Origin of the sequence: Nakamurella sp. UYEF19, from assembly GCF_040546275.1 — a bacterium.
GTDB lineage: Bacteria > Actinomycetota > Actinomycetes > Mycobacteriales > Nakamurellaceae > Nakamurella.
Map to the genome: position 1 here is coordinate 603538 of NZ_JBEPNO010000002.1, position 26647 is coordinate 630184.

At 67.9% G+C, this 26647-nt stretch carries 19 protein-coding genes, 1 tRNA gene, 1 pseudogene and 1 riboswitch; of the genes and pseudogenes, 8 read left to right on the forward strand and 13 right to left on the reverse strand.

Annotation, left to right across the window (positions count from 1 at the left end; genetic code table 11):
- Nucleotides 1–6: 6 nt before the first annotated feature.
- From ABIB25_RS05985 to ABIB25_RS06000, 4 genes are all read right to left on the reverse strand, one after another.
- Nucleotides 7–774: an ABC transporter ATP-binding protein gene (locus tag ABIB25_RS05985; RefSeq protein WP_354527494.1), complete on the reverse strand. Its 768-nt coding sequence runs from the start codon at nt 772–774 to the stop codon at nt 7–9.
- A gap of 14 nt (nt 775–788) precedes the next feature.
- On the reverse strand, nt 789–1772 hold the full coding sequence (locus tag ABIB25_RS05990; protein WP_354527561.1) for a FecCD family ABC transporter permease: 984 nt from the start codon (nt 1770–1772) through the stop codon (nt 789–791).
- 77 nt (nt 1773–1849) lie between these two features.
- Complete coding sequence (locus ABIB25_RS05995; RefSeq protein ID WP_354527495.1) at nt 1850–2953, reverse strand: ABC transporter substrate-binding protein; 1104 nt, start codon at nt 2951–2953, stop codon at nt 1850–1852.
- A gap of 88 nt (nt 2954–3041) precedes the next feature.
- A riboswitch (cobalamin riboswitch) is annotated at nt 3042–3178 on the reverse strand.
- Nucleotides 3179–3213: 35 nt separating this feature from the next.
- A complete protein-coding gene (locus ABIB25_RS06000) occupies nt 3214–4215 on the reverse strand; it encodes a helix-turn-helix transcriptional regulator (protein ID WP_354527496.1) in 1002 nt (333 codons plus the stop codon).
- A 61-nt stretch (nt 4216–4276) separates the two neighbouring features.
- Here ABIB25_RS06000 and ABIB25_RS06005 point away from each other — a divergent pair, with 61 nt between their 5' ends.
- A complete protein-coding gene (locus tag ABIB25_RS06005; RefSeq protein WP_354527497.1) occupies nt 4277–5770 on the forward strand; it encodes an MFS transporter in 1494 nt (497 codons plus the stop codon).
- A gap of 6 nt (nt 5771–5776) precedes the next feature.
- On the opposite strand, the gene ABIB25_RS06010 is transcribed toward ABIB25_RS06005, so the two are convergent.
- Nucleotides 5777–6529: a potassium channel family protein gene (locus ABIB25_RS06010; RefSeq protein ID WP_354527498.1), complete on the reverse strand. Its 753-nt coding sequence runs from the start codon at nt 6527–6529 to the stop codon at nt 5777–5779.
- Between the two features lie 89 nt (nt 6530–6618).
- Between ABIB25_RS06010 and ABIB25_RS06015 the strand changes: the two genes are divergently transcribed.
- The gene (locus tag ABIB25_RS06015; protein ID WP_354527499.1) at nt 6619–7161 is read left to right on the forward strand and encodes a TetR/AcrR family transcriptional regulator; all 543 of its coding nucleotides are present in this window, start codon (nt 6619–6621) and stop codon (nt 7159–7161) included.
- 26 nt (nt 7162–7187) lie between these two features.
- Here the strand turns inward: ABIB25_RS06015 and ABIB25_RS06020 are convergent, their stop codons facing one another.
- Together ABIB25_RS06020 and helR are read right to left on the reverse strand one after the other, a co-directional pair.
- A complete protein-coding gene (locus tag ABIB25_RS06020; protein WP_354527500.1) occupies nt 7188–11387 on the reverse strand; it encodes a bifunctional nitrate reductase/sulfite reductase flavoprotein subunit alpha in 4200 nt (1399 codons plus the stop codon).
- Nucleotides 11388–11757: 370 nt separating this feature from the next.
- Nucleotides 11758–13918 (reverse strand): annotated as a pseudogene (helR, locus tag ABIB25_RS06025) (RNA polymerase recycling motor ATPase HelR).
- A 427-nt stretch (nt 13919–14345) separates the two neighbouring features.
- Here helR and ABIB25_RS06030 point away from each other — a divergent pair.
- Complete coding sequence (locus tag ABIB25_RS06030; RefSeq protein WP_354527501.1) at nt 14346–15722, forward strand: aminotransferase class I/II-fold pyridoxal phosphate-dependent enzyme; 1377 nt, start codon at nt 14346–14348, stop codon at nt 15720–15722.
- Nucleotides 15723–16236: 514 nt separating this feature from the next.
- Nucleotides 16237–16680 (forward strand): DUF6918 family protein, encoded by a 444-nt coding sequence (locus ABIB25_RS06035; protein ID WP_354527502.1) that lies wholly within the window; start codon nt 16237–16239, stop codon nt 16678–16680.
- Between the two features lie 71 nt (nt 16681–16751).
- Here ABIB25_RS06035 and ABIB25_RS06040 read toward each other — a convergent pair whose 3' ends face one another.
- Both ABIB25_RS06040 and ABIB25_RS06045 read right to left on the reverse strand, forming a co-directional pair.
- Complete coding sequence (locus tag ABIB25_RS06040) at nt 16752–17945, reverse strand: sensor domain-containing phosphodiesterase (protein WP_502919750.1); 1194 nt, start codon at nt 17943–17945, stop codon at nt 16752–16754.
- 397 nt (nt 17946–18342) lie between these two features.
- On the reverse strand, nt 18343–18627 hold the full coding sequence (locus ABIB25_RS06045) for a hypothetical protein (protein ID WP_354527503.1): 285 nt from the start codon (nt 18625–18627) through the stop codon (nt 18343–18345).
- Between the two features lie 132 nt (nt 18628–18759).
- Between ABIB25_RS06045 and ABIB25_RS06050 the strand changes: the two genes are divergently transcribed.
- Together ABIB25_RS06050 and ABIB25_RS06055 are read left to right on the forward strand one after the other, a co-directional pair.
- Nucleotides 18760–19407: a phosphatase PAP2 family protein gene (locus ABIB25_RS06050; protein ID WP_354527504.1), complete on the forward strand. Its 648-nt coding sequence runs from the start codon at nt 18760–18762 to the stop codon at nt 19405–19407.
- Between the two features lie 365 nt (nt 19408–19772).
- Complete coding sequence (locus ABIB25_RS06055; RefSeq protein ID WP_354527505.1) at nt 19773–20408, forward strand: hypothetical protein; 636 nt, start codon at nt 19773–19775, stop codon at nt 20406–20408.
- Nucleotides 20409–20527: 119 nt separating this feature from the next.
- Here ABIB25_RS06055 and panB read toward each other — a convergent pair whose 3' ends face one another.
- The 4 genes from panB to ABIB25_RS06075 form a co-directional block, all read right to left on the reverse strand.
- On the reverse strand, nt 20528–21418 hold the full coding sequence (gene panB, locus ABIB25_RS06060; protein ID WP_354527506.1) for a 3-methyl-2-oxobutanoate hydroxymethyltransferase: 891 nt from the start codon (nt 21416–21418) through the stop codon (nt 20528–20530).
- Between the two features lie 51 nt (nt 21419–21469).
- Entirely contained in the window at nt 21470–23176 is a 1707-nt protein-coding gene (gene panC, locus ABIB25_RS06065) for a pantoate--beta-alanine ligase (RefSeq protein WP_354527507.1), read from the reverse strand.
- A 74-nt stretch (nt 23177–23250) separates the two neighbouring features.
- Entirely contained in the window at nt 23251–23499 is a 249-nt protein-coding gene (locus tag ABIB25_RS06070; RefSeq protein ID WP_354527508.1) for a hypothetical protein, read from the reverse strand.
- 34 nt (nt 23500–23533) lie between these two features.
- Nucleotides 23534–23607: transfer RNA gene (locus ABIB25_RS06075), tRNA-Arg, on the reverse strand.
- Between the two features lie 111 nt (nt 23608–23718).
- On the opposite strand from ABIB25_RS06075, the gene ABIB25_RS06080 reads away from it, so the two are divergent.
- Both ABIB25_RS06080 and ABIB25_RS06085 read left to right on the forward strand, forming a co-directional pair.
- A complete protein-coding gene (locus tag ABIB25_RS06080; RefSeq protein ID WP_354527509.1) occupies nt 23719–25917 on the forward strand; it encodes a bifunctional copper resistance protein CopD/cytochrome c oxidase assembly protein in 2199 nt (732 codons plus the stop codon).
- 179 nt (nt 25918–26096) lie between these two features.
- Nucleotides 26097–26624 (forward strand): single-stranded DNA-binding protein, encoded by a 528-nt coding sequence (locus tag ABIB25_RS06085; protein ID WP_354527510.1) that lies wholly within the window; start codon nt 26097–26099, stop codon nt 26622–26624.
- The last annotated feature ends 23 nt before the right edge of the window (nt 26625–26647 follow it).

Here is a 26647-nt window from a genome sequence, read left to right on the forward strand (position 1 = left end):
TTGCTGTCATTGCGACTCGTCAAGGACGCCGCGGACCGGCAACACCGCGGGCCGGCCGTCCTCGTCCAGCACGATGCGCACCCTGGCGCCGTAGAAGCGTGCCACCGTGGCTTCGGTGAGCACCTCTTCCGCCGTGCCCTGCGCCACGATCAGACCATGGTTCAGCAGCATCAGGCGATCGGCGTACTGGCCGGCGAGGGTCAGGTCGTGCATGGTGCTGATAACCGCGAGATGCCTTTCCCGGCGGAGTGTCTCGATCAGTTCGAGCACCTGTTGCTGATGCCCGACGTCGAGGGCGGTGGTCGGTTCGTCCAGCAGCAGGATGGGGGCATCCTGGGCCAGAGCCCTGGCCAGGAGGACCCGTTGGCGTTCGCCGCCGGACAGGGTGCCCACCACCCGATCGGCCATGTCCATCAGGTCGAGTTGGACGAGCGCCTCGTGGACCGAGTGCAGATCCCGCCGGCTCTCCACGGCCATGGCGTGGATGTGCGGGGCGCGGCCGAGCAGCACGTAGTCGGTGACGGTGATCCCGTCCGGGATCACCGGTGTCTGCGGCACCAGTGCGACCGCCTGCGCCCGTTGCCGTCGGTTCAGCGAGGTCGATGACTTCCCGGAGAGATCCAGGGAACCCCGGCCGGTCACGATCCCCGCGAGATACCGTAGCAGGGTTGACTTCCCGGCCCCGTTGGGGCCGATCACGCAGAGCCAGTCACCACGGTCGACGTTCAATTCGATGTCCGACAGGACCGTTCGGGAGCCCAGTGTCACGCTCACCCCATGAGCCGAGATCACGACGTGTCCCGTCTGGAATGCCGCAGCACAAGCACGAAGAAGGGGGCGCCGAAGAAGGCGGTGATGACACCGATCGGGATCTCGTCCGGAGCCGCGACCGTGCGTGCCAACAGGTCCGCGGCGCAGAGGAACGCTGCGCCGAACAACAGCGAGAGCGGCAGGACGACGCGGTGGCTGCGGCCGGCCAGCAGTCGGACGGCGTGCGGCACGATGATGCCGACGAATCCGATCAGGCCCGAAACCGACACTGCCGCAGCGGTTCCCAGTGATGCCGCAACGATGACGACCAGTCGCGTCCGGCGGACGTTGATCCCCAGGGTTGCCGCCTCGTCGTCGCCGACGGCTAGCACGTCCAGGACCCGCCGCTGGGTGAGCAGCACGATCCACGAGACCGCGGCGTAGGGGAGCAGGAGCAGGACGTCGTTCCAGCCGGCGGTGGAGAGCCGGCCGAGGATCCACGAGTACACCTGACGGATGGTGTCCTGGTTGCGTTGCTGCACATAGGTCTGGATCGCCGTCAGGAAGCTGCCCACCGCGACCCCGGCCAGGATCAGCGAGGCCGTCGACGGCCGACCGCCACCGGACACGCCGAGCGCGTAGGTCAGGCCGACGGCGCCCAGGGCTCCCAGGAATGCTGCCAGTGGCGCACCACCGACCGTCGACCCGCCGTCCACGCCGCCGACGAACACGAGGGTGACTGCGAGGCCGGCCCCGGCCGCTGCGCCGAGCAGGTAGGGATCGGCCAGCGGATTGCGGAAGACCCCCTGATAGCTGGCTCCGGAAATGGCCAGGGTTCCGCCGACCAGCAGGCCGAGAACGACCCGGGGGAGCCTGATCTCGTCGATGATGGCGATCTCGGTTGGGCTCAGCCCGGTGCTTCGGCCCAGTAGGTGCCCGAGCGCGGCGAATGGCGGGATGGTCACCGGGCCGATGACGATGCCGGCGACGGCGGCGACCACGACGGCGACAACACCGGCCATCACCCAGAACGGGCCGAGGCGGGAGCGCTGCAGGGTCGCGGGCAGTGACACCTCCCGCAACCCGTCGCCGAACAAGGTCAGGACGTCCGGACGGACTTCACGGCCTTGATGATGGCCGCCAGCAGGTTGACGACACGCGGCCCCCAGCGGCTGGCCACGTCGTCGTCCAGGGAGACCACCTGCTTGGCGCCCACCGCGGACAGGACCGAGAAGCCAGGCCGAGCAGCGAATGTCGTTGCGCTCTGCTGGCAGCACTTGGTGTCGGCCAGGAAGACGAGGTCGGGGTCGGCCTTCACCAGGTACTCGGCCGACAGCTGCGGGTACGGGGTCGCTTTCGGGTTGTCGGCGTCGGCGATGTTCTTCAGACCTGCCAGCGTGTAGAGCTGGCCCACGAAGGTCTTCGAGGATGCCGTGTAGAGGGTGTTGTCGAGTTCGTGGAAGTAGGTCAGCGGGCTGGTGCGCTTCGGCACGGTAGCGATCAGAGCGGTGATCTTCGCGCGCATGTCGTTGACCGTCCTGATCGCCGCGGCGGTGTGGCCGGTGGCCGTTCCCAGCGACTGGATCTGCCGGTAGGTGTCGTCCAGCGACGTCGCGGCCGGTTCCACCAGGACCGGGATCTTCAGCTTGGTCAGCTGGGCCTTGATGTTGTTGATGTCGTCCGAGAGCACAACCAGGTCCGGGCTGTACTTCGCGATCGATTCCACGTTCGGCTCGTAGGCGGACAGCTTGGTGGTCGGCACGCCGGCCGGGTAGTTGGAGTTGCTGTCCACCGCCACCACCTGGGCGCCGGCGCCGATCGCGTACAGGTCCTCGGTGGCGCTCGCGGATAGCGAGACGATCCGCTTCGGGGCCGAGTCGGCGGGCGTTGACTGTGCCGGTTCGCTCGAGCTTGCGGGGGCGCTGGACGTCGCAGCCGAGCTTGCGGGGGCGCTGGATGTTGCAGCCGGGGCCGACGACGCCGGAACCGACGACGATGGAATCGACGACGCCGGCGCGGACGCGACTGTGGGGGACGACCCCACCGCGGTGGGAATGGTGGTTGCGGAGGAGGCGGTCGTCCCGCTCGAGGTGCCGCACCCGGAGAGCAGCGCGCACACGGCCACGATTGCGGCGGCGGTTCCTGACTTGAAACGCCCTGACTTGAAACGCCCTGACTCGAAACGCCCTGACTCGAAACGCATGGTGTCCCTCTTGCAGATTGTCGAGGGAAGCCTCGCTCGACGGCAGGAGAGCTGCCGCCAACCGGGGCCCATTCCTCGAGGCCGGTTGATCACGCCCACCCGTCAGGCGACCTGGCTAGCCCCCGGGCCGGAGCACGGAGGACCACAGTTGCGGGACAGCGCCGGTTTCGCACCGGACTTCGCTGACGGGGAGCAGTCCTCGCGACCCTACGGTCGGCGACGGAACACCGTCAACCGGGGCGAGCGGAGCGACGGGGATGTCAGCCGCGATGCCCGGCCGCGGCATAGCGTTCGGCGAGTTCGACGCAGGCCGCGGCAAGCTCGGGCGGGCCCATCACCTCGAAGTCCGCAGCGAAGGTGCTGACGAGGGCGGCCAGGCCGACCCATGACCACGCGCCGAGGCCGAGGGTGCAGGTGTTCTCGGAGGTTTCCTCCACAGTGGCGCCCTCCGGTGCCCACCGTGCGACAAGAGTGGCGGGCGCGTCGAGCTCCACGAAGCCCTGGCAGGGCCAGCGCCGCCGGGTCGAGCCGCGATCGAATTGCCGTGTCACGTAGTGACCGACATCATCCGCGGGTAGTTCGCGGCGGTCGAACCGCGGGCCTGTTCCGAAACGCGGAGTGAGGCGATCGACGCGGAAGGTGCGCCAGTCGGCCCGGTCCAGGTCCCAGGCCACCAGGTACCACCGCGCACTCCACATGACGAGGTGGTGTGGCTCGACCCGCCGGGGTGGGAAGAAGGCGGTCACGTCGTGCCGTGCGTCGGCATGGTCGGGAGCGGAGGCGTAGTCGAACCGGAGCACCTCGCGATTGCGCATGGCGGTGCCGACGGCGACGAGGACCTTCGGATCGACTTGCGGCCGCATCGGATCTCGTGTGCTGCCGACGGCCGTGATCTCCACGGCGTCGATCTGGTGGCGCAGACGTGCCGGCATCACCTGGCGGATGGTGGTGAGTGCTCGGGCCGCGGCGTCGTCGATACCGGCGACCGTGGTCGGTGCCGTCTGCAGGGCAAGGGCCACCGCCACGGCCTGCTCGTCGTCGAACAGCAGGGGAGGCAGGTCGGCGCCCGCATCGAGGCGGTAGCTACTGCCCGGTCCTTTGGTGACGGAGACGGGGTAGCCGAGAGCACGGAGTCGGTCGACGTCGCGCCGCACGGTCCGCATGCTGACCGCGAGCCGGTCGGCGAGCGTCGATCCGGCCCATTCGCGCCGTGCCTGCAGCAGCGACAGCAACAGCAGTAACCGGGCGGAAGTTTCTCGCATTTCTGGAGTGTGGCAGAAATAGCGGCCAGTACCAGGCCGCTTCTCCGAGCACGGTCGGCCCATGACCAAAACGAACGCCCCCGAGGGCGAACAGGATGTCCGCACCGAAACCGCGCCGAGGCCAGCACTATCGGGCCGATCGGCCACCATCGCGCTGGCCGTGGTGTTGATGGCCTCGTTCATGGAACTGCTCGACGCCACGATCGTCAGCGTCGCCGCCCCGGCGATCGCGCTGGATCTCGGTGTCGGCGAGGCTGCCCTGCAGTGGACCCTCGCCGGTTACACGCTCGCGCTCGGCGCGGGGTTGATCACCGGGGGCCGCATCGGCGACCAGTTCGGTCGACGGCGGATCTTCCTGGTCGGCCTGGCTGCCTTCGCGATCGCCTCGGCGTTGTGCGCCCTGGCGCCGACGGCCGGACTGCTGATCACCACCCGGGTCGTGCAGGGCCTCGCCGGCGGAATGATGGTGCCGCAGGTCTTCGGCATCATCCGGTCGACCTTCGCGCCGGCATTCACGGCCAAGGCCTTCGGCGCCTACGGGGCAGTCCTCGGACTGGCGTCGGTGGCCGGGCCGCTGCTCGGCGGCCTGTTGGTGGATGCCGATCTGTTCGGACTGGGGTGGCGGACGATTTTCGGGGTCAACGTGCCGATCGCGGTGGTCGGGCTGGTCCTGGGTGTCCGGTACCTGCCGGAATCCAGTTCGACCTGCCGGACGCGGCTCGACCTGGTCGGCGCAGTGCTGGTGGCCGTGGCCGCTGTCCTCGTCCTGCTGCCGCTGGTGCAGGGCCGGGAGTGGGGTTGGCCTTGGTGGGGTTGGGCAATGCTGGTAGCGGCCATACCCGTTGGCGGACTGTTTCTCTGGCGTGAACAGCGTCTGGTGCGAAACGGCGGGCAGCCGATCCTCGATCCCGCGCTCCTCCGCATCCGTGCCTTCGCGGGCGGGCTGGCCGTCTCCCTGCTGTTCTTCGGCGCGATCGGCTCGTTCTTCCTCCTGCTCTCCCTCTACCTGCAACTCGGAACCGGTCGCAGCGCCTGGGAAACCGGACTCGTCATTTTTCCGTACGCGATCGGATCGATGGTCACCTCCGGGATCGGTGTGCAACTGGCCGCCCGGGCCGGGCGGCCACTTCTGATCTCCGGAGCGCTGGTGATGGCGGTGTCCCAGGTCGTCCTCCTGCTGGTCGTCGACGGTAACGGCAACCCCGGCTACTGGCTGCTGGCGCTGCCCCTGTTCCTCGGTGGTCTCGGTCTCGGCCTGACTGCGCCGTCGTTGGTGAACGTCGTGCTGGCCGGCGTGCCGCGGCGCCACGCGGGCGCCGCCGGCGGCCTCCTGACGATGATCAACCAGATCGGCGGAGCGGTGGGCGTGGCCCTGCTCGGCGTGCTGTTCTTCGCGCGACTCGATCTGGACCTTCAAGGCGGCGGAACACCACTCTCCGCCTACAGCAACGCTTTTGCCGCCATCGTGCCGTGGCAGATCGGCTTCTACGTCCTCGCGGCGGCGCTCATGCTGCTGCTCCCGGCCCGCGCCGCTTCGACGAACGAGCACGGGTAGGGCCGGTCAGCCTGGGGGTGGGCCGGTCCCGCTCGGAGCGAGACCGGCACCCCGGCCGTCGACCGCCAGCAGGTCGGTGAGCTCCTGGATGCGGTCGGCGAGTTCGGCGACCTGGGCCCGACTGGCGATCTGGCTCGCCTCGTCCTTGTCGGCCACCTGCTGGACCAGCCAGGAGGCGATGGTCGCGGTGATCGTTCCCAGAAGGGCGATGCCCCCGATCATCAGGGCTACGGCGATCATGCGGCCGGTGGTGGTGTGCGGCGTCAGGTCTCCATAGCCGACTGTGGTGATCGTCGCTGAGGCCCACCACACCGCATCGCCGAAACTCCTGATGGTCGCCCCCGGATCGGCGCGTTCGGCTTCCAGGACCGACAGGGCCGCAATGTAGACGAGCACCACCGTCGAACCGATGGCGTAGGTGACCACCCGACCTCGCAGGCCGTTGCCGGCGGCACGTTGGAAGACCGAGAGCAGCGCTATCAGGCGAAGCAGCCGCAGTGGTCGAAGAATCGGTAGCGCGACGGCGGCCAGGTCGAGCAGATGCCGCCAGAACCACTGGGCCCGGGGGTCAGCCAGCTTGAGCCGCATGACGTAGTCGATGAGGAATGCGGCCCAGGTGATCCATTCGACGATCTCCAGCCAGTCGTCGACATCCGGATGGGGCCGCCCCAGCACCTGCCAGGAGTACGCGGCCAGGAAGACGATCGCCGCCGTCATCAAGGGCCCGTCGGAGATCGTCGCCCATCGTTTCTGATCCATCGGTGGAGGATCGCACGCAAACGTATCCAGGTGGCACACGGACACTCAGGTGCAGTCGGGGGCAGTGCTGCGGATGCTTCCAATGCGGCGTGCCCGTCGTCGGTGTCGACCGGATCGCGTTGCGCTTGATGGGCGGGCTCTCAGAACTGTCGCGACGCATCCTCGCCGCCGCCGCCGAGCTGGCCGCCGATCGCGACTTCGGCACCATCTCGATGGCCGATATCGGAGCAGAGGCAGGCATTGTCGGTTCCGGGGTCTACCGGCACTTCGAGAGCGAGGACGCGATCCTGGTCGCTCTGCTGGACTCCTTGATGGACCGAGTCGGCAGCAGCGCCGCCCGCATCGTCGAGGGGTCGGGCGACGCCGCCACCACGTTGTCGGCGTTGATCGCGGATCACATCCAGGTGGCGATCGGTGATCGTGCAGTGCTGGCCGTCTACCCAGTCGACATCGTTCTTCCGGAGCGGCCTCTCCGACGAACGGCCTGCCGAGCTCTGGGGTGCGATGTCCCATGCGTGCCTCGGTATCGACCCCTCCGTAGCTCATTGACCGGGTCGGCTGCCGCAGATGTCCACAATCTTGCAGAACGCGCGGATGAGTCGTCCACAGTGCTGGGTAGGCCTCGTCGGTGAGTTCGGCTTCCATTTCGCGCCGCAGCTCAGTACACGTCGCGGTGGTAGCGCCCGTCTTTGATCAATTGTTTGCGGAATTCGGCCGCCTGGACCTCCGACAGATGGCCGTGCGTTCTGGCGACGGTCAGCAGCGTCGCGTCGACGTCCTTGGCCATCCTGGTGGCATCGCCGCAGACGTAGACCGCTGCGCCGTCCTGGATCCAGCGCCAGAGTTCGGCGCCGTGCTCGAGCATGCGGTCCTGGACGTAGATCCGTTGGCGCTGATCCCGCGAGAAGGCGAGATCGAGGCGCGTCAGCAAACCTTCGCCGAAGAACTGCTCGAGTTCGCTTCTGTAGTAGAAGTTCTCGGTGGCGTGCTGGTCGCCGAAGAACAGCCAGTTGCGGCCGGTCGCACCGGCCGCCCGCCGGTCGTGCAGGAAGGCTCGGAAGGGCGCGACACCGGTACCGGGACCGATCATCATCATCGGGGTGGACGGATCCTTCGGCGGCCGGAAATGCGGTGATGCCTGGAGGTAGATCGGGATCGGTGCCGTTGACGCGCGGTCGGCGAGGAACGTCGAGCACAACCCGCCGCGGACCTGGCCGCGGGGCGAGTCGTACCGGAGTACGGAGACGGTCAGCTGGATCTCGCGCGGGTCGACCTTCGGGCTGGAGGAGATCGAGTACTGCCGCGGTTGAAGCTTCTTGAGCACGGCCTGCCACTCGAACAGGTCCGCGGTCACCGCGTGGGCCTCGAGCAGATCGATGGCATGGCGGCCCCACAGCCATCCGTTCAGCTCGACCTCGTTGTCCTGGCGCAGCAACTTCACCAGTGTCTCGTCAGGATTGCGGGCGGCCGCGAACCTGAGCAGTTCGGGGGTGACCTTCGTGATGTCGTAGTGCGTGCGGAGCAACTCCCTCAAGGGGCCGCGGTCGTCGCCGGCGGTGGCGTTGACATCGCCGTTGAGTCCGGTCATCTCCAGCCAACGCTGCACGGTCTCCGGACTGTTGGCGGCGAAGATGCCGAGCGCGTCACCGACCTGGTAGGTGACCGGTGCATCCAGGAGATCGAAGCCGAACTGCCGGACTTCCTTGGCCGAATCCGGACCGGTGAGGATCTCGTTGCGGACCAGCACCGCGTTGATCGGGTTCGAACGGGTGAAGGCCGGGGCAGGCGGGCTCTCGACCCTGCGGTCCACCTGTTGCTGCCGGGGGATCGTGGTGACAGGGCCGGTCGGCCCGACCGGGGAGCCCAGGAGCGAGGTGATGGTGGTCAGCCATTTCGGCTGCGACTCCGCGTCGTCGGGCTCGGTCGACACCCGCTCGAGCAGCCTGGTGGCTCCCAGTTCGGCCAGGCGGGAGTCCACCTTGGCGGCGAAACCGCAGAATTCGTCGTAGGAGGAGTCGCCGTAGCCGATGACGGAGAATCGGGTGCCGGTCAGGTCGGGGGCGTCGACCGCGGACAGCTCGGCCCAGAAGTCGCCCGCGTCATCCGGTGGCCCGCCGTCCCCGAAAGTGCTCGTGATGACAAGGATGTCGGTTGCTGCGGCCAACCTGTCGAGCCCGCACTCGTCCATCTCGACGAGCTCGGTCACCACACCTGCTTCGGTCAACCCGTCGAGTGCGCTCGAGGCGAAGGACTCGGCATTGCCGGTCTGCGAGGCCCAGAGCACGAGGACTGTCCGGCCGGGAGCTGCCGGAGCGATCGGAGGTGCAGCCGGTGCCACCACCGAGGTCCCCGGTTCGCGGGAGTACAGACCGGCGAGCATGCCGTCGAACCACAGCCTGGTGCCGTACCCGACCGGCGCGGAACGAGGCAGTACCGGAACGCTGGTGACCGGGGCAACCTGCAGAGCCGCCAGGAAGCCGCCGAGGTAGGCCTGCTCGGAGGCCTTCGGTCCAGCCGGTACCAGGGTGCCGAGATCCAGCAGGGCGGCGAGGGGGTGCACCGGGATGGCCCCTGACGTGGTGTCGCCTGATCGTGGTGTCACCGGTTCGGCCATGACCGGCGCCGAGGTCCGTGCGGTGTCGACCGGTGTGACGGGGGCGGCCACCGGGCGCAGGGTCACCGCGCAGACTTTGAATTCCGGCTGCAGGGAGACCGGATCAACGGCGTCGTTGGTGACGGCGTTGATCGTCAGGTATTCGCCGTGTTCGTCGTTCCAGTGGAACGGCGCGAAGCAGGTGCCCTGACGAACCCGGTCGGTGACCACTGCCGGGAGGACGGCGCGGCCGCGGCGGGACACGATTTCCACCGAGGCGCCGTCCGCCATCTGCAGGACCGCCGCGTCATCGGGATGCACTTCGACGAACGGGCCCGGGTTGAGCTTGTTGAGCTTGGCGACCTTCCCGGTCTTGGTCAGCGTGTGCCACTGGTGCTGCAGGCGCCCGGTGTTGAGCACGAAAGGGAAGTCGTCGTCGGGCATCTCGGCCGGGTCGAGGTGTGGCCGCGGATGGAACACCGCGCGCCTGGTCGGAGTGGGGAAGGCCAGCCGCGGCCGGTGTCCGTCGTCGTCGACGTACAGGGACTGGCTGACCCCGTCGTTGAGGTACCGCAACGGGTGTCGGTCGTCGGTGCCGCCCGGTGCGTCGAGTGGCGGGCAGGGCCACTGCAGCGGGGTCTGCCGGAGCCGCTCGTAGCTCGCCCCCCGGAAGTCCCAGCCGGTCAGCGGATTCCAGAACTGGCAGATCTCGTCGAAGATCTGCTCGCTGCTGTCGTAGGTGAAGGCCTCGCCGAACCCCATCTCGGTGGCGACCTCTGCGATCAACCACCAATCGGGTCGAGCGTCCCCGGCGGGCGGGATCGACTGCTGCAGCAGCGTCAGGTTCCGCTCGGAATTGATCATCACGGCGTCGGACTCCGCCCACAGCGTCGCGGGCAGGACCACGTCGGCGTAGGAGTTCGTGGCCGTCTCCAGGTAGGTGTCCTGGGTGATCACCAGTTCGGCGGCCTCCAGTCCGTCGATGACGGTGCGTCGGTTCGCCATGCTCGCCACCGGGTTGGTGCAGATGATCCAGCAGGCCTTGATCGTGCCGTCGACCATCTGATGGAACATCTCCACGGTCCCCGGCCCGACATCGGTGCGAATCGTGCCCGGTGCGAGGCCCCACTGCTGTTCCACGAACTCCCGGTCCGCCGGCGACAACACCGAGCGCTGCCCGGGCAGACCTGCGCCCATGTAACCCATCTCGCGTCCGCCCATGGCGTTGGGCTGACCGGTCAGCGACATCGGTCCGCTGCCGGGCCGGCAGATCGCACCGGTCGCCAGATGGAGGTTGCAGATCGCGTTGGTGTTCCAGGTTCCGTGGGTGCTCTGGTTGAGCCCCATGGTCCAGCAGCTCATCCAGTTGCCGGCCTCGCCGATCCACCGTGCCGCAGTGCGGATGTCCTCCTCCGGCAGATCGGTGATGCGGGCAACGTTCTCGGGGAGATAGTCCGCGAGGAATTCCGGCATCGCCTCCCAGCCCTGGGTGTGCTCGGCGATGAACTGCTCGTCGATGTGGCCGTCGGCGATGAGCAGGTGCAGGATGCCGTTCAGCAGGGCAAGATCGGTCCCCGGTCTGATGGGCAGGTACAGGTCCGCACGGTCGGCGGTGGTGTTGCGGCGGGGGTCGACGACGATCAGCTTCGCGCCGGTCTTCAGCCGGTCGGACATCCGCAGGAACAGGATCGGATGGCAGTCCGCCATGTTCGCCCCGATGACGAAGAACAGGTCCGCGGTGTCGAAGTCGGTGTAGGAGCCGGGCGGTCCGTCGGCCCCGAGAGACTGCTTGTAGCCGGTACCGGCGCTAGCCATGCACAGCCGTGAGTTCGACTCGATGTGTCGTGTGCGCAGGTAGCCCTTGGCCAACTTGGTGGCCAGGTACTGGGCCTCGATCGACATCTGGCCCGACACGTACAACGCGACGGCGTCCGGTCCGTGCTCGTCCACGATCGCGCGCAGGCGAGCGGCGACGTCGCGGATCGCCTCGTCGATCGGCACCGGTTCGAGAGCACGGCTTCGCTGGGACCGTCGGTGGGCGGACTCGAGACGACCGGTGCCCAGCATCATCTCGGCGTGCGTGGCGCCTTTCGTGCACAGCCGTCCGAAATTGGTCGGATGGAGTTTGTCCCCCGAGACCTTGGCGATGACGGGCGATCCGCCGTCCGGTCGCGAGGTCTGGACCACGATGCCGCAGCCGACCCCGCAGTAGGAGCAGACCGTACAGGTGAGCTCGCGCGCTGCGGTGTCCCCTTCACCAGCCATGATCGGCCGATACGTTCATCGCCTGGTCCATGTTCGCTATGGTTCCGGGACGAGTGGCGCTCGCTGTTGCCCGTCAGTTGCGCACAGATCACAAACTTCTCACGCTCTGAGGTCCACTGCTGTGCGCAGGTGATCATCCTCAGTGGCGGACCGCGATGGGCGCCATGCAGTCAATAACACCGTTGACAAATGGCCGGGAGGCGTGTCGAAGTCGAGGCACCGTACTCGTCCAGCAGGGCGGCGGGCCGCATTGGTCGCAGCGACGACATCGCTGGTGCGGTGGTGTTTCTCGCTGCCCGCGGCGGTGCCTGCTGCACCGGGGTCGTGCTGCCCGTCGACGGCGGGGGATCTGGACCACCGCCTGAGCCGATCAGGGGCTCGTGAGGACGACGAGCCGCTGGGTCGCCCTGGTCACCGCGACATAGCGATCGACCGCTCCCTGGATACCGACGCCGAAGTCCTGCGGGTCGACGACGACCACCAGGTCGAACTCGAGGCCCTTGGAGGTTTCGGGGGTGAGGTATCGGATCCGTGGCTGGTCCGTCAGGGTCCCGATCCCAGGGTCGGCGACACCGATCACGCAGGCTATGCCGTCGGTGTGCGCAGTGAGCCAGTCCTCCAGGATTGGGTTCAGTTGTGCCACGGATCCGTGGATGACGGGCAACCCGCTGCTGCGCACAGAAGTCGGCACGTTGGCGTCGGGGAGGACGGCGCGGATGCCCGGCTCGGCCTCGTGCATGATCTCTTGCGGTGTCCGGTAGTTGATGCTCAACGAGGCCACCCTGATCCGATCGAGACCGATCCGCTCGAGTCGTTCCGTCCACGTTTCGGTAAATCCATGCCGGGCCTGCGCCCGGTCGCCGACGATGGTGCAAGCTCCGGGATGGGCAGCGCAGCAACAACATCTGCCACTGAGCGTCGGTCAGCTCCTGCGCCTCGTCCACCACGATGTGCGCGAATGGGCCGGCCAAGGGGTCCGGTTCCGCTGTCGGTACTGCGTCGTCGTGCACCAGCGCTTCCCGTAGGTCCGCACCTCGCAGCATCGACATCAGCTTCAGGTCGTCGTCATCGGCCTCGATCGCATCCTCGACCACGCGGGACATGTACTCGCGATCAGCAGCAACCGCCGACTCGTTGCGGCGTCGGCGATCTGACGCCTCCGGGTCGCCGAGCCGGTGTCGGGCCGCGTCGAGGAACGGCAGGTCGGACAGCGTCCAGGCCTTGGCGTCCGGGCGCTGCAGCGCCGCGATGTCGTTCCGGTCGAGCCAGGGGGCACTCCGTCGGAGATAGGCCGGCACCGACCACAGGTCGCCGACGAGATCGTCCGCCTCCACGATCGGCCATGACCGGTGGAAGGCCGTGGTCACTGATCTGCTCTGCTGCAACGACTTCCGGAGTTGGTCCGGTGGGATGTCGTCGTCGTGCTTCGCCGTCAGGATCGTGAGCAGTTCCGCCCAGATCGCCTCACAGGCCTCGTTGTGCGGGGTTCCAGGTCCTGCGGCGTCGAATGCCCGCGTCCAGTCGTGGGTACTCAACCACACGTCCGACCAGGGCGTCTCGACCGTCATTCCGCTGGCCGGCGGTTCCTCGTAGAAGCCGACGGCCTCCTCGATCGCCTTCACCAGGCGGGCCGACGATTTCAGCTCGGCCACCTGCGGATCCGTCTCCGGGGCTGCGGTTGCTCCTTGGGCGACGAGATCCCGCAGCGTGCAGATCTGCACGCCCTCTTCGCCGAGGCTGGGCAGGACGTCGGCGACGTAGGCAAGGAACGGCCGATGCGGACCGACGAACAGCACCCCGCCCCGCCGATGGCCGAGGCGGGGGTCGGAGTAGAGCAGGTACGCCGTGCGGTGCAGCGCGACAACGGTTTTGCCGGTCCCCGGTCCGCCGTCCACGACGAGGGCGCCGCCGGATCCCGCCCGGATGATCGCGTCCTGGTCGGCTGCGATGGTGCCGAGTACGTCCCGCATCCGCTCCGACCGGTTGCTGCCCAGACTGGCGATGAAGGCCGATTGGTCGTCGAGCGCCGGGCCGGCCAGCCCGTCCGCGGTGAACACCTCGTCCCAGTAATCGGTGATCCGGCCGCGCATCCAGCGGTACCGGCGGCGGCTGATCAGACCCATCGGGTCGGCGTGGGTCGCTCCGAAGAACGGCTCGGCAGCGGGGGAGCGCCAGTCGATCAGCACGCGGCGGCCCGTGCCGTCCGTCAGGCCGAGTCGACCGACGTACACCGGCTCCGGATTCTCCGCGGTCACCATGTGTCCAAGGCAGAGGTCAACACCGAAGCGGCGCAGGGTGCGAAGGCGTGCGGTCAGCCGGTGGATGGCCAGATCCCGCTCGATCGCCTGCTGTCCTTTTCGGCCTGGTGCCCTGCGCTCGGTGTCCAGTCGCTCGGAGAGGTCGGCGATCGACTCCTGCACATTCGCTGCCATGGCCGCGAAATACCGTTCATCGTGTGCGATCAGCGCCGGGTCGGCCTTGGCGGCCAGCGTCGGTGGGAGGTCAAATGCACTGGTGGTCAGGGGATTCACGTGGTCAGCTCCAGTCCGGAACGCCTGCCTGAGCGGGGTGTGGCAATGGCGCCCGGCGATTCTGCGGCACGACGGGGGTCTTGCCGCAAGCCCCCCGATGAGCTATAAGTTGAAAGAGGAAGGGCCACTCGTGACGTAACCGACTCCCCTTCCCCTTCTCAGCGGCTCGAGACGCCGGCCGATCCGTAGGTTCATGTTGTCGATCTCGTCCAGGAAGATGGCGCTTCTGATGTCAGGTCAGCCTCCGGAGCAGAGACAAGGATGGCGAACATTGGAGTGCGATGACGTCTCGAGCGAGCGCCGCGGAACGGTGGGGCTCTTCGGCCCCGGAGGCCGCCCGATAGGTTGAAACTCGTGAGAGATCTCGTTGACCACGCAGCGCACGCCGGGACGGGGCGCTGGTGTTCCGATGGCCGGCGGTGTGCTGATGTCCACTGACCCACGCGGTCTCCGGCGCGACGCCCCGCTCCTCGACGCGTGGCTCACGTTCCACGAGCAGGACCACACCCCGTTCACGATCCCCGGGCACAAGCACCGACTCGATCTGGTCGGCGACGTCATCGCCGGTGATGTGCCGCTGTACGCGGGTCTGGACACGATGAAGCTGGCCGACGGGGTGCTCGCCGATGCGGAGGCGCGCGCCGCCCGGCTGTGGGGCGCAGACTTCTGCCGTTTCTCCACCGGCGGAGCGACGCATGCCAATCAGGCCGTCGCACTGGCGATCGGCGGCCAGGGTGACGAGGTCGTGGTCAGCCGGACCCTGCACCGGTCACTTCTGATCGGTCTTGTGCTCGCCGGTCTGACCCCGGTGTGGGTGCGCCCCGACGTCGACCCGGCCACCGGACTTCCGCTCGGGGTCCCGGCCGCCCGGGTGGAGGACGCTCTCACGAGGCATCCCGATGCCCGCGCGGTTTTCGTGGGTGACCCGTCGTACGTCGGGACGATCGGCGACGTCCCGGCGCTGGCGGAGGTGGCTCACCGGCACGGTGTTCCGCTGGTGGTCGACGCCGCGTGGGCCGCCCACTTCGGCTTCCACCCCGCACTCCCGCCACACGCCCTCGCGCTCGGCGCCGACGTGATGGTGGTGAGCGCGCACAAGACCCTGCCGGCCTGGAGCCAGGCCGCGCTGGTCCTCGCACGGGGCGAACGCATCGACCTCGCCCGGCTGGACGCGGGGGTCGAGGCGACCGCGACGACCAGCCCGGCCGGCGTGATCCTGGCCAGCATCGACGCCGCTCGGGCGCTGCTCGAGCAGGATGGCGAGAAACTGTTGGGGGTGGCCATCGACGCCGCCCGCGCCGCGCGTGAAAGCCTGAGGGCGATCGATGGTCTCGGCGTCCTGGACGGTCCGGGGATGGACCCGCTCAAGCTCACCCTGGTCCTGCACGGCACCGGCGCCGACGGGATTGCAGTGGAGCAGGATCTGCTGGCCAACGGCATCGCGGTCGAGGCCGCCGAACGCGACGTGATCGTCGCCGTGGTGACCATGGCCGACACCTCGCGCACCCTCGAGACGTTGACCGAAGCCGTCGTCGCCTCGGTGCAACGACACCGCGGAACGCCTCGGCGGGTGGTGGGTTCGGCGGCCTACGGCGTGGAGCCGGTCACCGTGACGAGTCCCCGCCACGCCTACTTCGCCCGCCACGAAGCGGTCCCATCCGACCGTGCCGTTGGCCGTGTCAGTGCCGAGATCATCGCCCCCTATCCGCCGGGGATCCCGGTGCTGGCGCCGGGTGAGGAGATCACCGAGGGCGCACTCGGCGCACTGCTCGAGGCGCGGGCCGTCGGAGTCCGGATCGCCTAAGCGGCCGATCCCACGCTCGCGACGATGCGGGTCCTCGCGGCCGATCAGGTCTGACTGCCCCCCGGTCCGTGTCGAGCGGGTTCGCGTGACCGGGAGTCGTCTCGAGGTCCGCAGGCACGCGACGATGCCTGCCGAATCGGCTGCTCCCACGGACGGGCAGGCGCCGAAAGCCGCGGTGCGGCGGTGTTGGCGTTCGCCTGCGTGGAAGCGTTGGGGATCGTGCGGCTCCGGTCAGCGGCAGTCAACGCCACCGCTGACGCTGGGATAACGGATGCTGCGACGGCAGTCCCACCCACAGCCGACGAACATCCCGCCAGCACGACGGCGCCGACAAACAGCGCCGAGGGTCAGGCGAGGCTGATCGACCATCGGGAACCGTATGTAGGGGGGCCACTGGACCGCAGCCGGTCGGCCGGTACCCCACCCACTTGGCCCTATGGCGGACCTCGATCGTCGGGTGCCCGAGGTCCAGACCACCGGGAGCCGGGCTGCCCCCAGCGGTTACTCTCCGCAGATGCACACACTGACCGAGACTCTTCTGGCCGAATCCACTCGAACGGCTGTCGTCCGCGACCTCGTGGGCGTCGTCAACGAGGAGGTGCGCGAGAAGAAGGGCGTCTCCGGCGTGACCGTGAAGTCGGCAGTCGCCACCGTGCGCAAGGTCAGCCCGAATGTGATCGGGTCCGCGATCGACCGGATGCTTCCGGAATTCGCGCGGGTGCTCGAGCCGTTCTGGGTCGACTTCGCCGGCAACGGCGACTTCGGGACCTACCTCGCCGGTCGCGGTGAGGAAGCGTCGAATGCCCTGGTCGGGGTCACCGACAAGAAGGCCGCCAATACATCGAGAGCGCCGCTGCGCAAGGCCTACGGTGCGCTCCGGCCCCGGGCCATCGACAACGTCACCACCGCGCTGCCGCGACTCGGTGCGGCCATCCAGAAGCACGCCACCAGCAGCTGACGCGTTCGCCGGACGACAGTCGGCGCACCCGGGCCCGCCGGTGACGGGCTCCGCGGACGCTCGGATGTCTGCTACCGGGTGGGCTGGATACGTGACATCAGGGTGCGGGCGGCGTGTTCGACGACATCGCGGTCGTAGGTCAGGGCGAATGCGAAGGTGCGTTCCCGGTCGTCGACCTCCTCGGTGTGCAGGTCGCGGGCCAGCAGGGCGCCCGCGAAATGTGGCGCGAGCACTATCACGTCCCATTCCTGCAGGATCGGATCACCGGGTGGGAGATCAGCCCCTCGCACCCGTGATCCTGGATCGGGGGTCACCCCCGCACCTAGTGCGCCGACGAAGCCGACGGTGCCGGCCAACTTCCGGTACCGGTCGGCGGTCGCGTGGCCGAAGTGGTGGCCCTGCTGGAAGGTGGAGAGCAGCAGGCAGCTGGAGCCGAGCCGCTCCGCCTGCCGTTCAAGGTGCTTGCTGACCTGGACGAGCAACGGTTTGGTCGACTCCCGCAACCTGGCTGCCGCGGGCAGGTAGGAGAAGGGCGACGGGTGGGTGGTGGTGGGCGCCGGTTCCGGAAGCGGCAGGAGCGTGCCGCCCTGATCTAGGCTGACGGTGCCGGTCGGCCGCCCGAAGAGCCAACCCTGACCGACCTGGGCACCAACGGATCTGGCGATGGCCAGGTGCTGCCGGGTCTCGATCCCCTCGGCCAGCAGCAGACAGCCGGATTGCTCGGCATAGGCGTTGACCGCGTTCATGATCTGTGCGATCGCCGCATCTGGGCGAGACTGGACCAGTTGCATGTCCAGCTTGATGACGTCCGGCCGCAGCAGAGGCATGAAGGCCAACGACAGATCGTCGGCACCGACGTCATCGAGAGCGATGCGCCAGCCTGCCTCTCGAAGGCGTTGCACTGCGCGGAACAGTTCCGCCGGCTGGAAGGCCAGGGCCCGTTCGGTGATCTCCAGGACCAGTTGCGGGCCTCGTCCGGTGGTGTCGGTCAGGGGCAGCAGTTTTGCCAGGGACTCCAGGTCCAGGGCTTCGGGTTCGACGTTCACGAACAATGTCAGCGGAGCGTTGATACCGGCAGCGGTGGCGCCGGTGATAGCGCTGTGACGGCACAGCTCGTCCAGCTCCTGCAAACGGCCTGATCGGCGGGCAGCTGCGAACAGAGAGTCAGGGGTTGCCAGTGGACCCTGGGGTCCTCTTGCCAGCGCCTCGTACCCGACGATCGACTCGGTGTCCAGGTCCACCAACGGTTGAAATACGCTGTGCACCAGTCGATCTTGGAGTATCTCATCGACGAGATCGGTGGACGCCGGGTCCACGGTCGGGCGTTCCAGTTGAGCAGTCAAAAGGTGTTGATCCCCCCTACGCGAGAACGATGCCCGGACCAATGCGTCCGGCCGATCCTGTTTCTGAGCTCAATGATCCAACGCTACGGTGTCACGAACGACTTGGCGTCGCCAGAGCGGTCTTTCCCCTGGAAATAATGGCGCATACCCGAAAGTGTCGCGCCACCTTGCTCCGGGTGAGTAGATCGGTCCGGAATCCGGGGAGTTGATCACCCGGCAGGGCGGTTTGGTTTGCCAGGCACCGATTCGGCGATGCAGAGCAACCTGGAGCCACATCACGAGCGGGTCCACGAGGTTCGCGGGGTGGCCGTGGCTCGGATCAGCTCTCCGGAAATGTGGTTGGCCGCCTGACTTCATCGCTGATGCGGACCATTGGAGACCCGGGCGGCGAGTACAGGGCCAAAAATTCTGATTGGTGAGCGGAATAGCCCTGGACGCCTTGGCCGCCCACGGCAGCCTCGAGTCGGTCCTCGTATTCGGCAAGGGATGCGGGCGCCCGCTCGCCGCTCGCCGCGCTGGCGAAATGCACGGTGAAGCCTCCTCCGTCCCCGTCGTGGCCGATCGCGGTGATGCCCAACTCGACCATCACACCGATCAGGCGCAAGCGCGTTCGCTGCAGCTCGGCGGGGCTGTGGGGAGCCGAGACCACCTCCAATCGGGGGGTAGCAACGAGGTTCAGCGTGCAGGACGGCACCCTCGGTAGGGTCTGCTGATGTTCGCACCCGATGTGGATCTGATGACGTGGGTGGCCGAACACCGAACGCTCTGGGCGACGAGGGTGTCCAACCTGCTGTTTTCGGCGAGCGGGAACCGGCGCGTGATCGGTGGCCTGCTTCTGCTGGCCGCGGTCCTGTTGGCGATTCGGCGCAGGTGGGGCGTTGTCTTCGTCGTCGGATCGGCAGCGGTCGCTTCGGTGGTTCTGACGGGATTGCTGAAGATGCTGATCGGTCGTCCACGCCCGCCTGTCGGGCTGGCCATTGTTGAGGCCGTCGGGTATTCCATGCCGTCGACGGACGGCGCGTTGACCGCATCCGCGGCGCTGGCGCTGTTCTTGGTCACTGCGTGGCCGACGCAGAATGCGAGGCGCGTAGGCGCCGCCATCCTGGGCGCCGCCGTCCTCCTGATCGGCGCGTGCCTCGTGTATCTGGGTGCGCACTGGCCCAGCGATGTGCTGGCAGGCTGGCTGGTCGGCGCGCTCATCGCATGGGCCTGCTACCGCGTTCAGCGGTGGATCTTTCCTTCCCGCGCGAACCTGTCCGCACCGGACTTGCCTCGCGCGTGCAACGGATGTCTTGACCCCGCCCGTCCAGGAATGGGAACGCGCGGCGGGCGCTGCAGCTGCGGACGGCGACCTTGCAACAAGAGGCACGGTTCGTGTCATTGAAGGTCGACAGACGAGCGCGCGAAGGAGGCCAGGGTGGAGTTCGACGAGTTCGTCGAGGCGCAACTGGCCGCGGTCCGCGAGTGGGTCAGGCTCGGGACCCGGCCAACTCGAGGCCGTGCCAATGACGATGTCTTCCTCCGACGGCGGCTTGCGATCGCCGCCTCCACCCTGGTCGTTGCGGTGGTGGCAGGTGCGATTGCCGTGGTTCACGCACGTTCGGCGGCGACTCCGCTGCGTCGCCGCCGGCATCGATCGTGGGCGGGACCAGTTGGGAGTTGACCTCGGCCACCGTGTCGGGCACGCCCGACCACGGCGGCAGACCGGAGGAAATGGAGTCGCTGTATCTGTAAGCCGACGGCAAGAGTGTGGCCACCGGCTTCTGCTTCACGCGCCAGGGTCTGTGGCAGCAGAGCGGGACCGATCTGGTCTTCACCGGGCAGCACACGCTGGATCACCCCTGCGCTCTCGGCATGAATTCCACCGCACCCCGCGCGGCATTGCTCAACCTGGACGGTCCGATGGAATTTACCGCCACCCCGAATAGCCTCGTGCTGCGGCGCAGCACCACGACGATGAAGCTGAAAACCGTCGGATGGGTTGCCACCAACCCTGGGCCGCGGGTGGGGACGCAGGTCGACCCGCAGGTGGCAGCTCTGACCAGTCCCGACTGGCACCTGTTCTCGGCCAGCCGATCGGGCCAGAACGTGGCGCTGGCGCCCGACAAAGTAGCCAAACTGGAGCTCTACGCCGACGGCACCAGCAGCATGGACGGTTGGGGCTGCTTCTACTGGACCGGCCGATGGCATCCGATCACCCAGGGCATCGAGTTCACCGACCAGGTCAGCGTCGTCATGTCCTGCTACGCGATCGTCGATTCTCGTGACGTGGCCGGCGGCGACGTCCTGACCGGACTGGTCGGTGCCCTCACCGTCACCGTCAGCCCAACGGCCCTCACCCTCCAGAACGCCGACATCACCGCAGTTTTCAGCAGCGCGGGGTAGTGAACCATTCATCGATGCGGGACATTTGCTCGACCACATGAAGGGGAGCGATGCCCACGGCTGGTCGTCGGGAGTGGGCCAACGACGTCGAGCTTCGGAAGGGGGTGACGGGCACGCGCCTATTCCAGGAAGGTCTCCATGAATCGCGACAATTCAGCGGGATCGATTGAGTAGCCATGTTCGGCGGCCGGATAGGTGCCGGACCTGACATCCGCCGCGTAGGCGGCGACTCCGGCATCCATCGCGTCCTGTAGATCCGCGTAGCGCTTGACGAAACGTGCGCCCTGTCCGGCCCTGATGCCGAGCAGGTCGTGGAACACCAGCACCTGTCCGTCGGTGTCCGGGCCGGCACCGATACCGATCACGGGGATGGACAGGTGCGGCATCAGCACCGAGGTGACTGCATTCGGCAAGGCCTCGAAGACTACGCTGAAGCACCCGGCTTCCTGCAGAGCAAGGGCCCCTCGGGCGATGGAGCCCGCCGAGTCGGCGCTGCGGCCCTGCGCCTTGTAGCCGCCGAGAGCCGTTGCGGTCTGGGGAGTCAGGCCGACGTGCCCCATCACCGGCACGCCGGCGGCGACCACCGCTGCCGCTCGCTGCACGGACATCGATCCGCCGCCTTCGAGCTTGACGGCGTCTGCTCCGGCCTCCTTGACGAAGCGGACCGCGGTGGCCACAGCCTGCTGGTCGCTCACCTCGTAGGACCCGAACGGCAGATCGGCCACGAGTAGGGCAGTGGTGGTCCCGCGTCTGGTCGCCGCGGTCAGCATCAGCATCTCTTCGATGCTGACCGCGACGGTGCTCGGGTATCCCAGCACCGTCATCGCCCCGGAGTCGCCGACCAGCACGATGTCGACGCCCGCGGCCTCGGCGGCCCTCGCGCTCGGATGGTCGTAGGCGGTGACCATCACGATCGGCACGCGAGAGTGCATGAGCGACAGCAGATGCGGGATGGTCACGACCGGTCGCGCACTGGTCTGCGCGCTAGCCGGCGCCGGTTTGGTGGACATGTTCCGGGGGACCTCCTTCGTGAATGGGATGTGCTGCTGGCGCACGATTCGTTACTGCAACACGATGTTGTCGATGAGCCGGGTGTTGCCGAACAGCGCAGCGACGATGAGGACTGCCCGGCCGGACGGTGTACCGACCGCCTCGCAAAAATCGTCCTCATTCACAACGGCCAGATACTCCGGGGTGATGGAGTACTCGTCTAGGATCCTTTTCGCCGTGGCGACGATGGATTCGGCGGTCTCGCCGAGTTCGTAGGAGGCGCGGCCGGCACTCAGAGCCTGGTGCAGACCCAGCGCCCTCGAACGGTTCTCGGGCGTCAGCCGCACATTGCGGCTTGACATGGCCAGCCCGTCCGGCTCCCGAACCGTCGGTACCGCAACGATCTCGACCTCGATGTCGAGATCCGCGACCAGCGCCTCGACGACACGCAGCTGCTGGGCGTCCTTCTGGCCGAAGTAGGCCCGATCGGGCCGGATCATCAGGAGCAGTTTGGTGACCACCGTCGTCACCCCGTGGAAGTGGCCCGAGCCGCGGTGCGCTCCCTCGAAGGTCTCGACGATCGGTCCGGCCAAGGCGACCGTTGCGGTGAATGCGGGCGGGTAGATCACGTCGGCGGTCGGCGCGAAATAGACGTCCACCCCTGCGGTTTCGGCATGAGCACGGTCCGCCGCGTCGGTGCGGGGGTAGGCGGCGAGGTCGGCCGGATCATTGAACTGGGCGGGGTTCACGAAGATCGACAGCACGACGAGGTCGTTGTCGTGCTTGGCCCGCCGGAGCAACTCCAGGTGGCCCTGGTGCAGCGCTCCCATGGTGGGGACGAAGCCGATCGAGCGGGTGCGGTGCGGTGCCAGGGCCCGGCGCAGGTCGTTGACGGTGTTGACGACGAGCATCGGGCGTGTTCCTGCGCTGGAGGGTATTTCGTCAGGCCCTGACCGAGTCGGGTTTTGCGGCTGAACCTCTGATTGCGATCGGACCAGTCGCTCCGTCGCCCCGACCAGGGTGTCGAACATCGGGAGCAGGTCGGGAGTTCGTGCGGCGACGGCCTGCCGGTGCGAATCCACGACGGCCTGATCGCCACGGGCAATCGGCCCGGTCAGGGCGTCAGCGCCCTGCCGGCCCCAGTTTTCCAGGGCTGCGCGCGCAAGCGGGAGGAGCACTGCGGGATCGACCCCGACCGTGCGGATGAGCTCTGCGGCTGCCGATTCCAGCGTGACCAGGAAGTTGGCCGCGATGGCGGTGGCCGCGTGATAAGCGGGTCGGTCCGACTCGGCGACGGTGAAGGGCCGCATTCCGAGCCCGGTGGCAATGTCGCGGGCGGTGTCGAGCGCCGCGGCATCCGTCCCGGCGACGGCGGCCGGGATGCCGACCAGACCAGTCGGTGCGGTGTCGGCCGTGAAGGTCATCACCGGGTGGATCGAGATGCCGCGGTGGGGCGCGATCGAGGCGAGCGCGGTGGCGCCGGAGCAGTGTCCGACGAGCGGGCCTTCGGTGATCAATCGCGAAGCGGAGGCGATCGCCGCGTCGGGGACGCAGAGCAGCACGACCGTGTCCTCGGCCTGCCCCGCGTAGCCGCGTCCGTGCGGGCCACTCACCGTGAACCCGGCCGAGCCAAGGGCCGGGACCAGGACGGAACCGAGCCTTCCCCGTCCGACGACCGCGATCGTTCCGGTTCGATGCCCGACGGCCGGCACAGGTTCAGGCGCCGTCGGATCCACGACAGCGTCGCCCGGCTGCTGAGTACCTGACCCCTGCGTCACACCCCGAATCGTGCCCTACGGTGAGCGGCCGCGGCGCCATCCGTAGTTCAGCGACCGGCTCTCACGTGAAGAGCTCAAGCCGACTGCTCCTCGTGGTGTTCGTCAGCGGTGCGGGAGTCGTCCATGGTCAGGGCGCCGAGCACGGCCACCATTCCGACCAGCACGGTGAGCACCAGGTAGGCGACCCGTTCTCCGTGGAAGTAGGAGTTGACCAGGCCGGGACTCCAGGTGCCTTCCGGGAGCACGGTGACGACGAGGGCGACCGTTGATCCGGGCCACCCGCGCCGGGCGACCGCGGAAGCCGGGACCTCGTCAGGCAGCACGAGCTCGCCACCTGGTCCGTCGGCCCGCGAAGAGCGCGCCCGGCAGGATTCGAACCTGCGACCGGCGGATTAGAAGTCCGCTGCTCTATCCAGCTGAGCTACGAGCGCTTGCGAGGTAGAGCGTAGCGAACACGCGGGGGGTCGCGGGCAAGGCGCGATCCGCGCTACCGGGACCTTCGTCCCGGTTGGCGGCCGGGCAATGCTGAGTACCCTCGAAGCGTGCCTGATGCGACGTCCCTCGACGCCGGAGACCTCGTGAAACACGACTCTCCGAGCGCCGCGGTCGAGACCCCTGACCTGCCGAACAGCTCGCTGCAGCCACCGGAACCGCAGAGTGTGGAGCGAACCTCGAGCCCGCGCGACCGCTGGCGGGTGACAGCGATCGCGCTGGCCACGGTCGTCATCGGCGCCAGTGTGGCGGTGGTCATCTCCGCGTTCCTGCCGTCCCGTAATTCGGTCGTGGGGATTCCCGATTCGGACAAGTTCACCGAGCTGTTGCTCGCCGCCATGAAGGGCATGTTCGACCTGTCGGCCGCCCTGACCATCGGATGGCTGATCGCCGCAGTGGCCCTGGCGCCGCCCCAGAAGTCCGGGATCTTCGATGTCGGTGGCTACCGCGCGATGCGGGCTGCGTCGCTGTCGGCGTGGGTCTGGACGGCGGTCTCGCTCGCGATGATCCCGCTGACCATGGCCGACCTCAATGGCAAGTCGGTTGGTCAGGCGATCCCGGCAACGATCCTGAGCGAGGGCATCCAGCGGTTCCCGCAGGTCCGCGGGTACTTGATCTGCGCCGCGATCGCGGTGCTGATCGCCCTGTTGTCCCGCATCATCCTGCGGCCGGGCTGGGCGTCGATTGTATTGATCGCCGGTGTCGTCGGGCTGCTGCCGCAGGCGCTCTCCGGCCATGCGTCGGGTTCGAACGACCACGACGTCGCCGTCGACACGATGATCTTCCACCTGGTCGGCATCTCGCTGTGGATCGGCGGGCTGCTCGCGTTCCTCGGCATGGTCCGTCAGAACGTCACCCACCTGCCGACCGTCGCGCGGCGCTACTCCAACCTCGCACTGATCGCCTTCATCGCGGTCGGTATCTCCGGCATCGCCAATGCCTGGATCCGCCTGACCTACCTGTCCGATCTGTGGACGACGGCCTACGGGCGACTCGTCGTGGTCAAGGCCATCGCCCTGATCACCCTGGGCGCCATCGGCTACGCACACCGCAAGCGGACGCTGCCGGCCATCGCTCAGGGCAGGCGGCGTCCGCTGGTGCGGTTGGCCACCGTCGAGCTGCTCATCATGGGCGCCACCGTCGGGGTGGCCGCCGCGCTCGGACGGACGGCTCCGCCGCCACCGACCGGTGTGCTGCCCACCGGGCTCAACCTGGGCATCGAGGAAACTCTCGGCTTCCCGCTCTCCGGCCCGCCAACCATCTGGCGGCTGCTGTTCGACTGGCGTTTCGACTACCTGCTGGGCACGGCTGTGGTGATCGCCGCCGGCGTCTACCTGGTCGGCGTCGTCCGCCTCAGCAGGCGCGGCGTCAAATGGCCGCCCGGCCGGACGTGGGCATGGCTGCTCGGATGCCTCATCGTGCTGCTGGCCACCTCGTCGGGTCTCGGGCGGTACTCGCAGACCCAGTTCTCGCTGCACATGATCTCGCACATGATGCTCGGCATGATGGCGCCGATCCTGCTCGTGCTCGGCGCGCCGGTCACCCTGGCACTGCGCGCGCTCCCGGTGGCCGGTCGTACCAACCCGCCCGGTGTGCGGGAGGCGATCGTGGCCCTGGTGCACGGGCGGGTCGCGAAATTCGTCACCCACCCACTGGTCGTGCTGCCGCTGTTCATCGGCTCTTTCTACGCGATCTACTTCACCGGGCTGTTCGACATCATGATCGACTCGCACTTCGGCCACCTGCTGATGAGCATCCACTTCCTGGTGGTCGGCTACCTCTACTACTGGGTGATCATCGGCATCGATCCCGGCCCACGCCGCCTGAACCCGATGATCAAGCTGGGCCTGCTGCTCGCGGCCCTCCCGTTCCACGCCTTCTTCGGCCTCGCGCTGATGAACTCGCACACGCTGATGGGCTCCGACTACTACCGCGGGCTGGCGCTGCCGTGGGTCGGTGACCTGATCAGCGACCAGCGGCTCGGCGGCGCCATCGCCTGGGGAGCCACCGAGGTGCCGATCCTCATCGTGCTGATCGCCCTGCTCGCGCAGTGGGCGAAGGCGGACGACCGGGAGAACAAGCGCACGGATCGGCACAAGGACGCCGTCGGCGACGAGGAGCTGGACGCCTACAACAACATGCTGGCCGGGATGGCCGCGAGGTCGGCTCCGCGTGGGGCGACAGCGGTCCTACCGGCGAAGACAGCGCCGCCAGCCACGGCGGACGAGGGCTCGCCGACCTCTGCATAGATCACAGAGTTGTCCCCATACCCTTCTTCCATCCACATTGTGAAAGTCCCGCTACCCCTCGAACGTCGTCGCTGAGACGGTTGTCCCCATCACGAACCGATGGACCGGCACCGCCGGACCGCGAGGACAAGGGGACGAAAAGCCATGACACGGACGACTTCGGCAGCGGTGGGCAGCAGATGAGGAACGACGGAGCGGTACTGAGCATGTTCGGCCGGGCGGCCACCAATCCGAGTATCTCGGGATCGAACGGGGACCGGGTCTCGTTCCGGGCGGTCTCCACCGAGCGCCGTTACGACGAGTCCGCGGCGGACTGGATCGACGGCGACGAGTTCGGCATCACCGTCGTCTGCTGGGCCAAACTGGGTTCCTCCGTCCTGCAACTGGTTCGCAAGGGCGATCCCGTGGTGATCGACGGTCGGCTCAGCACCCGCAAGTTCGACCGCAACGGCAACGGCACGGTCGAATACTTCACCGAGTGCAAGGCCGACCACGTCGCGATCGACGTGGGCCGGGCCGCTGGGCGGATCGTCCGCAACGCGGCCGGGTCGGCGGAGCAGACCGTCCCGACCGAGCCGGCTGGATCCGCGGTGACCGACGAGGTACACCAGCAGGTCGCCGGTACGACGCAAGCGGCCGAGGTCGGTGACCCGTTCCAGGATGTTCTGGGCATGAAGGTGGATCCGGAACTCGAGCCCGCGTTCTGAGCGACCCCGTCGGGCAGCAGCGG

Coding starts and splice junctions, on each gene's coding strand:
- ABIB25_RS05990 (WP_354527561.1), bottom strand. CDS start 1,772: ATGGCCGGTGTTGTCGCCGTCGTGGTCGCCGCCGTCGCCGGCATCGTC.
- ABIB25_RS05995 (WP_354527495.1), bottom strand. CDS start 2,953: ATGCGTTTCGAGTCAGGGCGTTTCGAGTCAGGGCGTTTCAAGTCAGGG.
- ABIB25_RS06000 (WP_354527496.1), bottom strand. CDS start 4,215: ATGCGAGAAACTTCCGCCCGGTTACTGCTGTTGCTGTCGCTGCTGCAG.
- ABIB25_RS06005 (WP_354527497.1), top strand. CDS start 4,277: ATGACCAAAACGAACGCCCCCGAGGGCGAACAGGATGTCCGCACCGAA.
- ABIB25_RS06010 (WP_354527498.1), bottom strand. CDS start 6,529: ATGGATCAGAAACGATGGGCGACGATCTCCGACGGGCCCTTGATGACG.
- ABIB25_RS06020 (WP_354527500.1), bottom strand. CDS start 11,387: ATGGCTGGTGAAGGGGACACCGCAGCGCGCGAGCTCACCTGTACGGTC.
- ABIB25_RS06030 (WP_354527501.1), top strand. CDS start 14,346: ATGTCCACTGACCCACGCGGTCTCCGGCGCGACGCCCCGCTCCTCGAC.
- ABIB25_RS06035 (WP_354527502.1), top strand. CDS start 16,237: ATGCACACACTGACCGAGACTCTTCTGGCCGAATCCACTCGAACGGCT.
- ABIB25_RS06050 (WP_354527504.1), top strand. CDS start 18,760: ATGACGTGGGTGGCCGAACACCGAACGCTCTGGGCGACGAGGGTGTCC.
- panB (WP_354527506.1), bottom strand. CDS start 21,418: ATGTCCACCAAACCGGCGCCGGCTAGCGCGCAGACCAGTGCGCGACCG.
- ABIB25_RS06085 (WP_354527510.1), top strand. CDS start 26,097: ATGAGGAACGACGGAGCGGTACTGAGCATGTTCGGCCGGGCGGCCACC.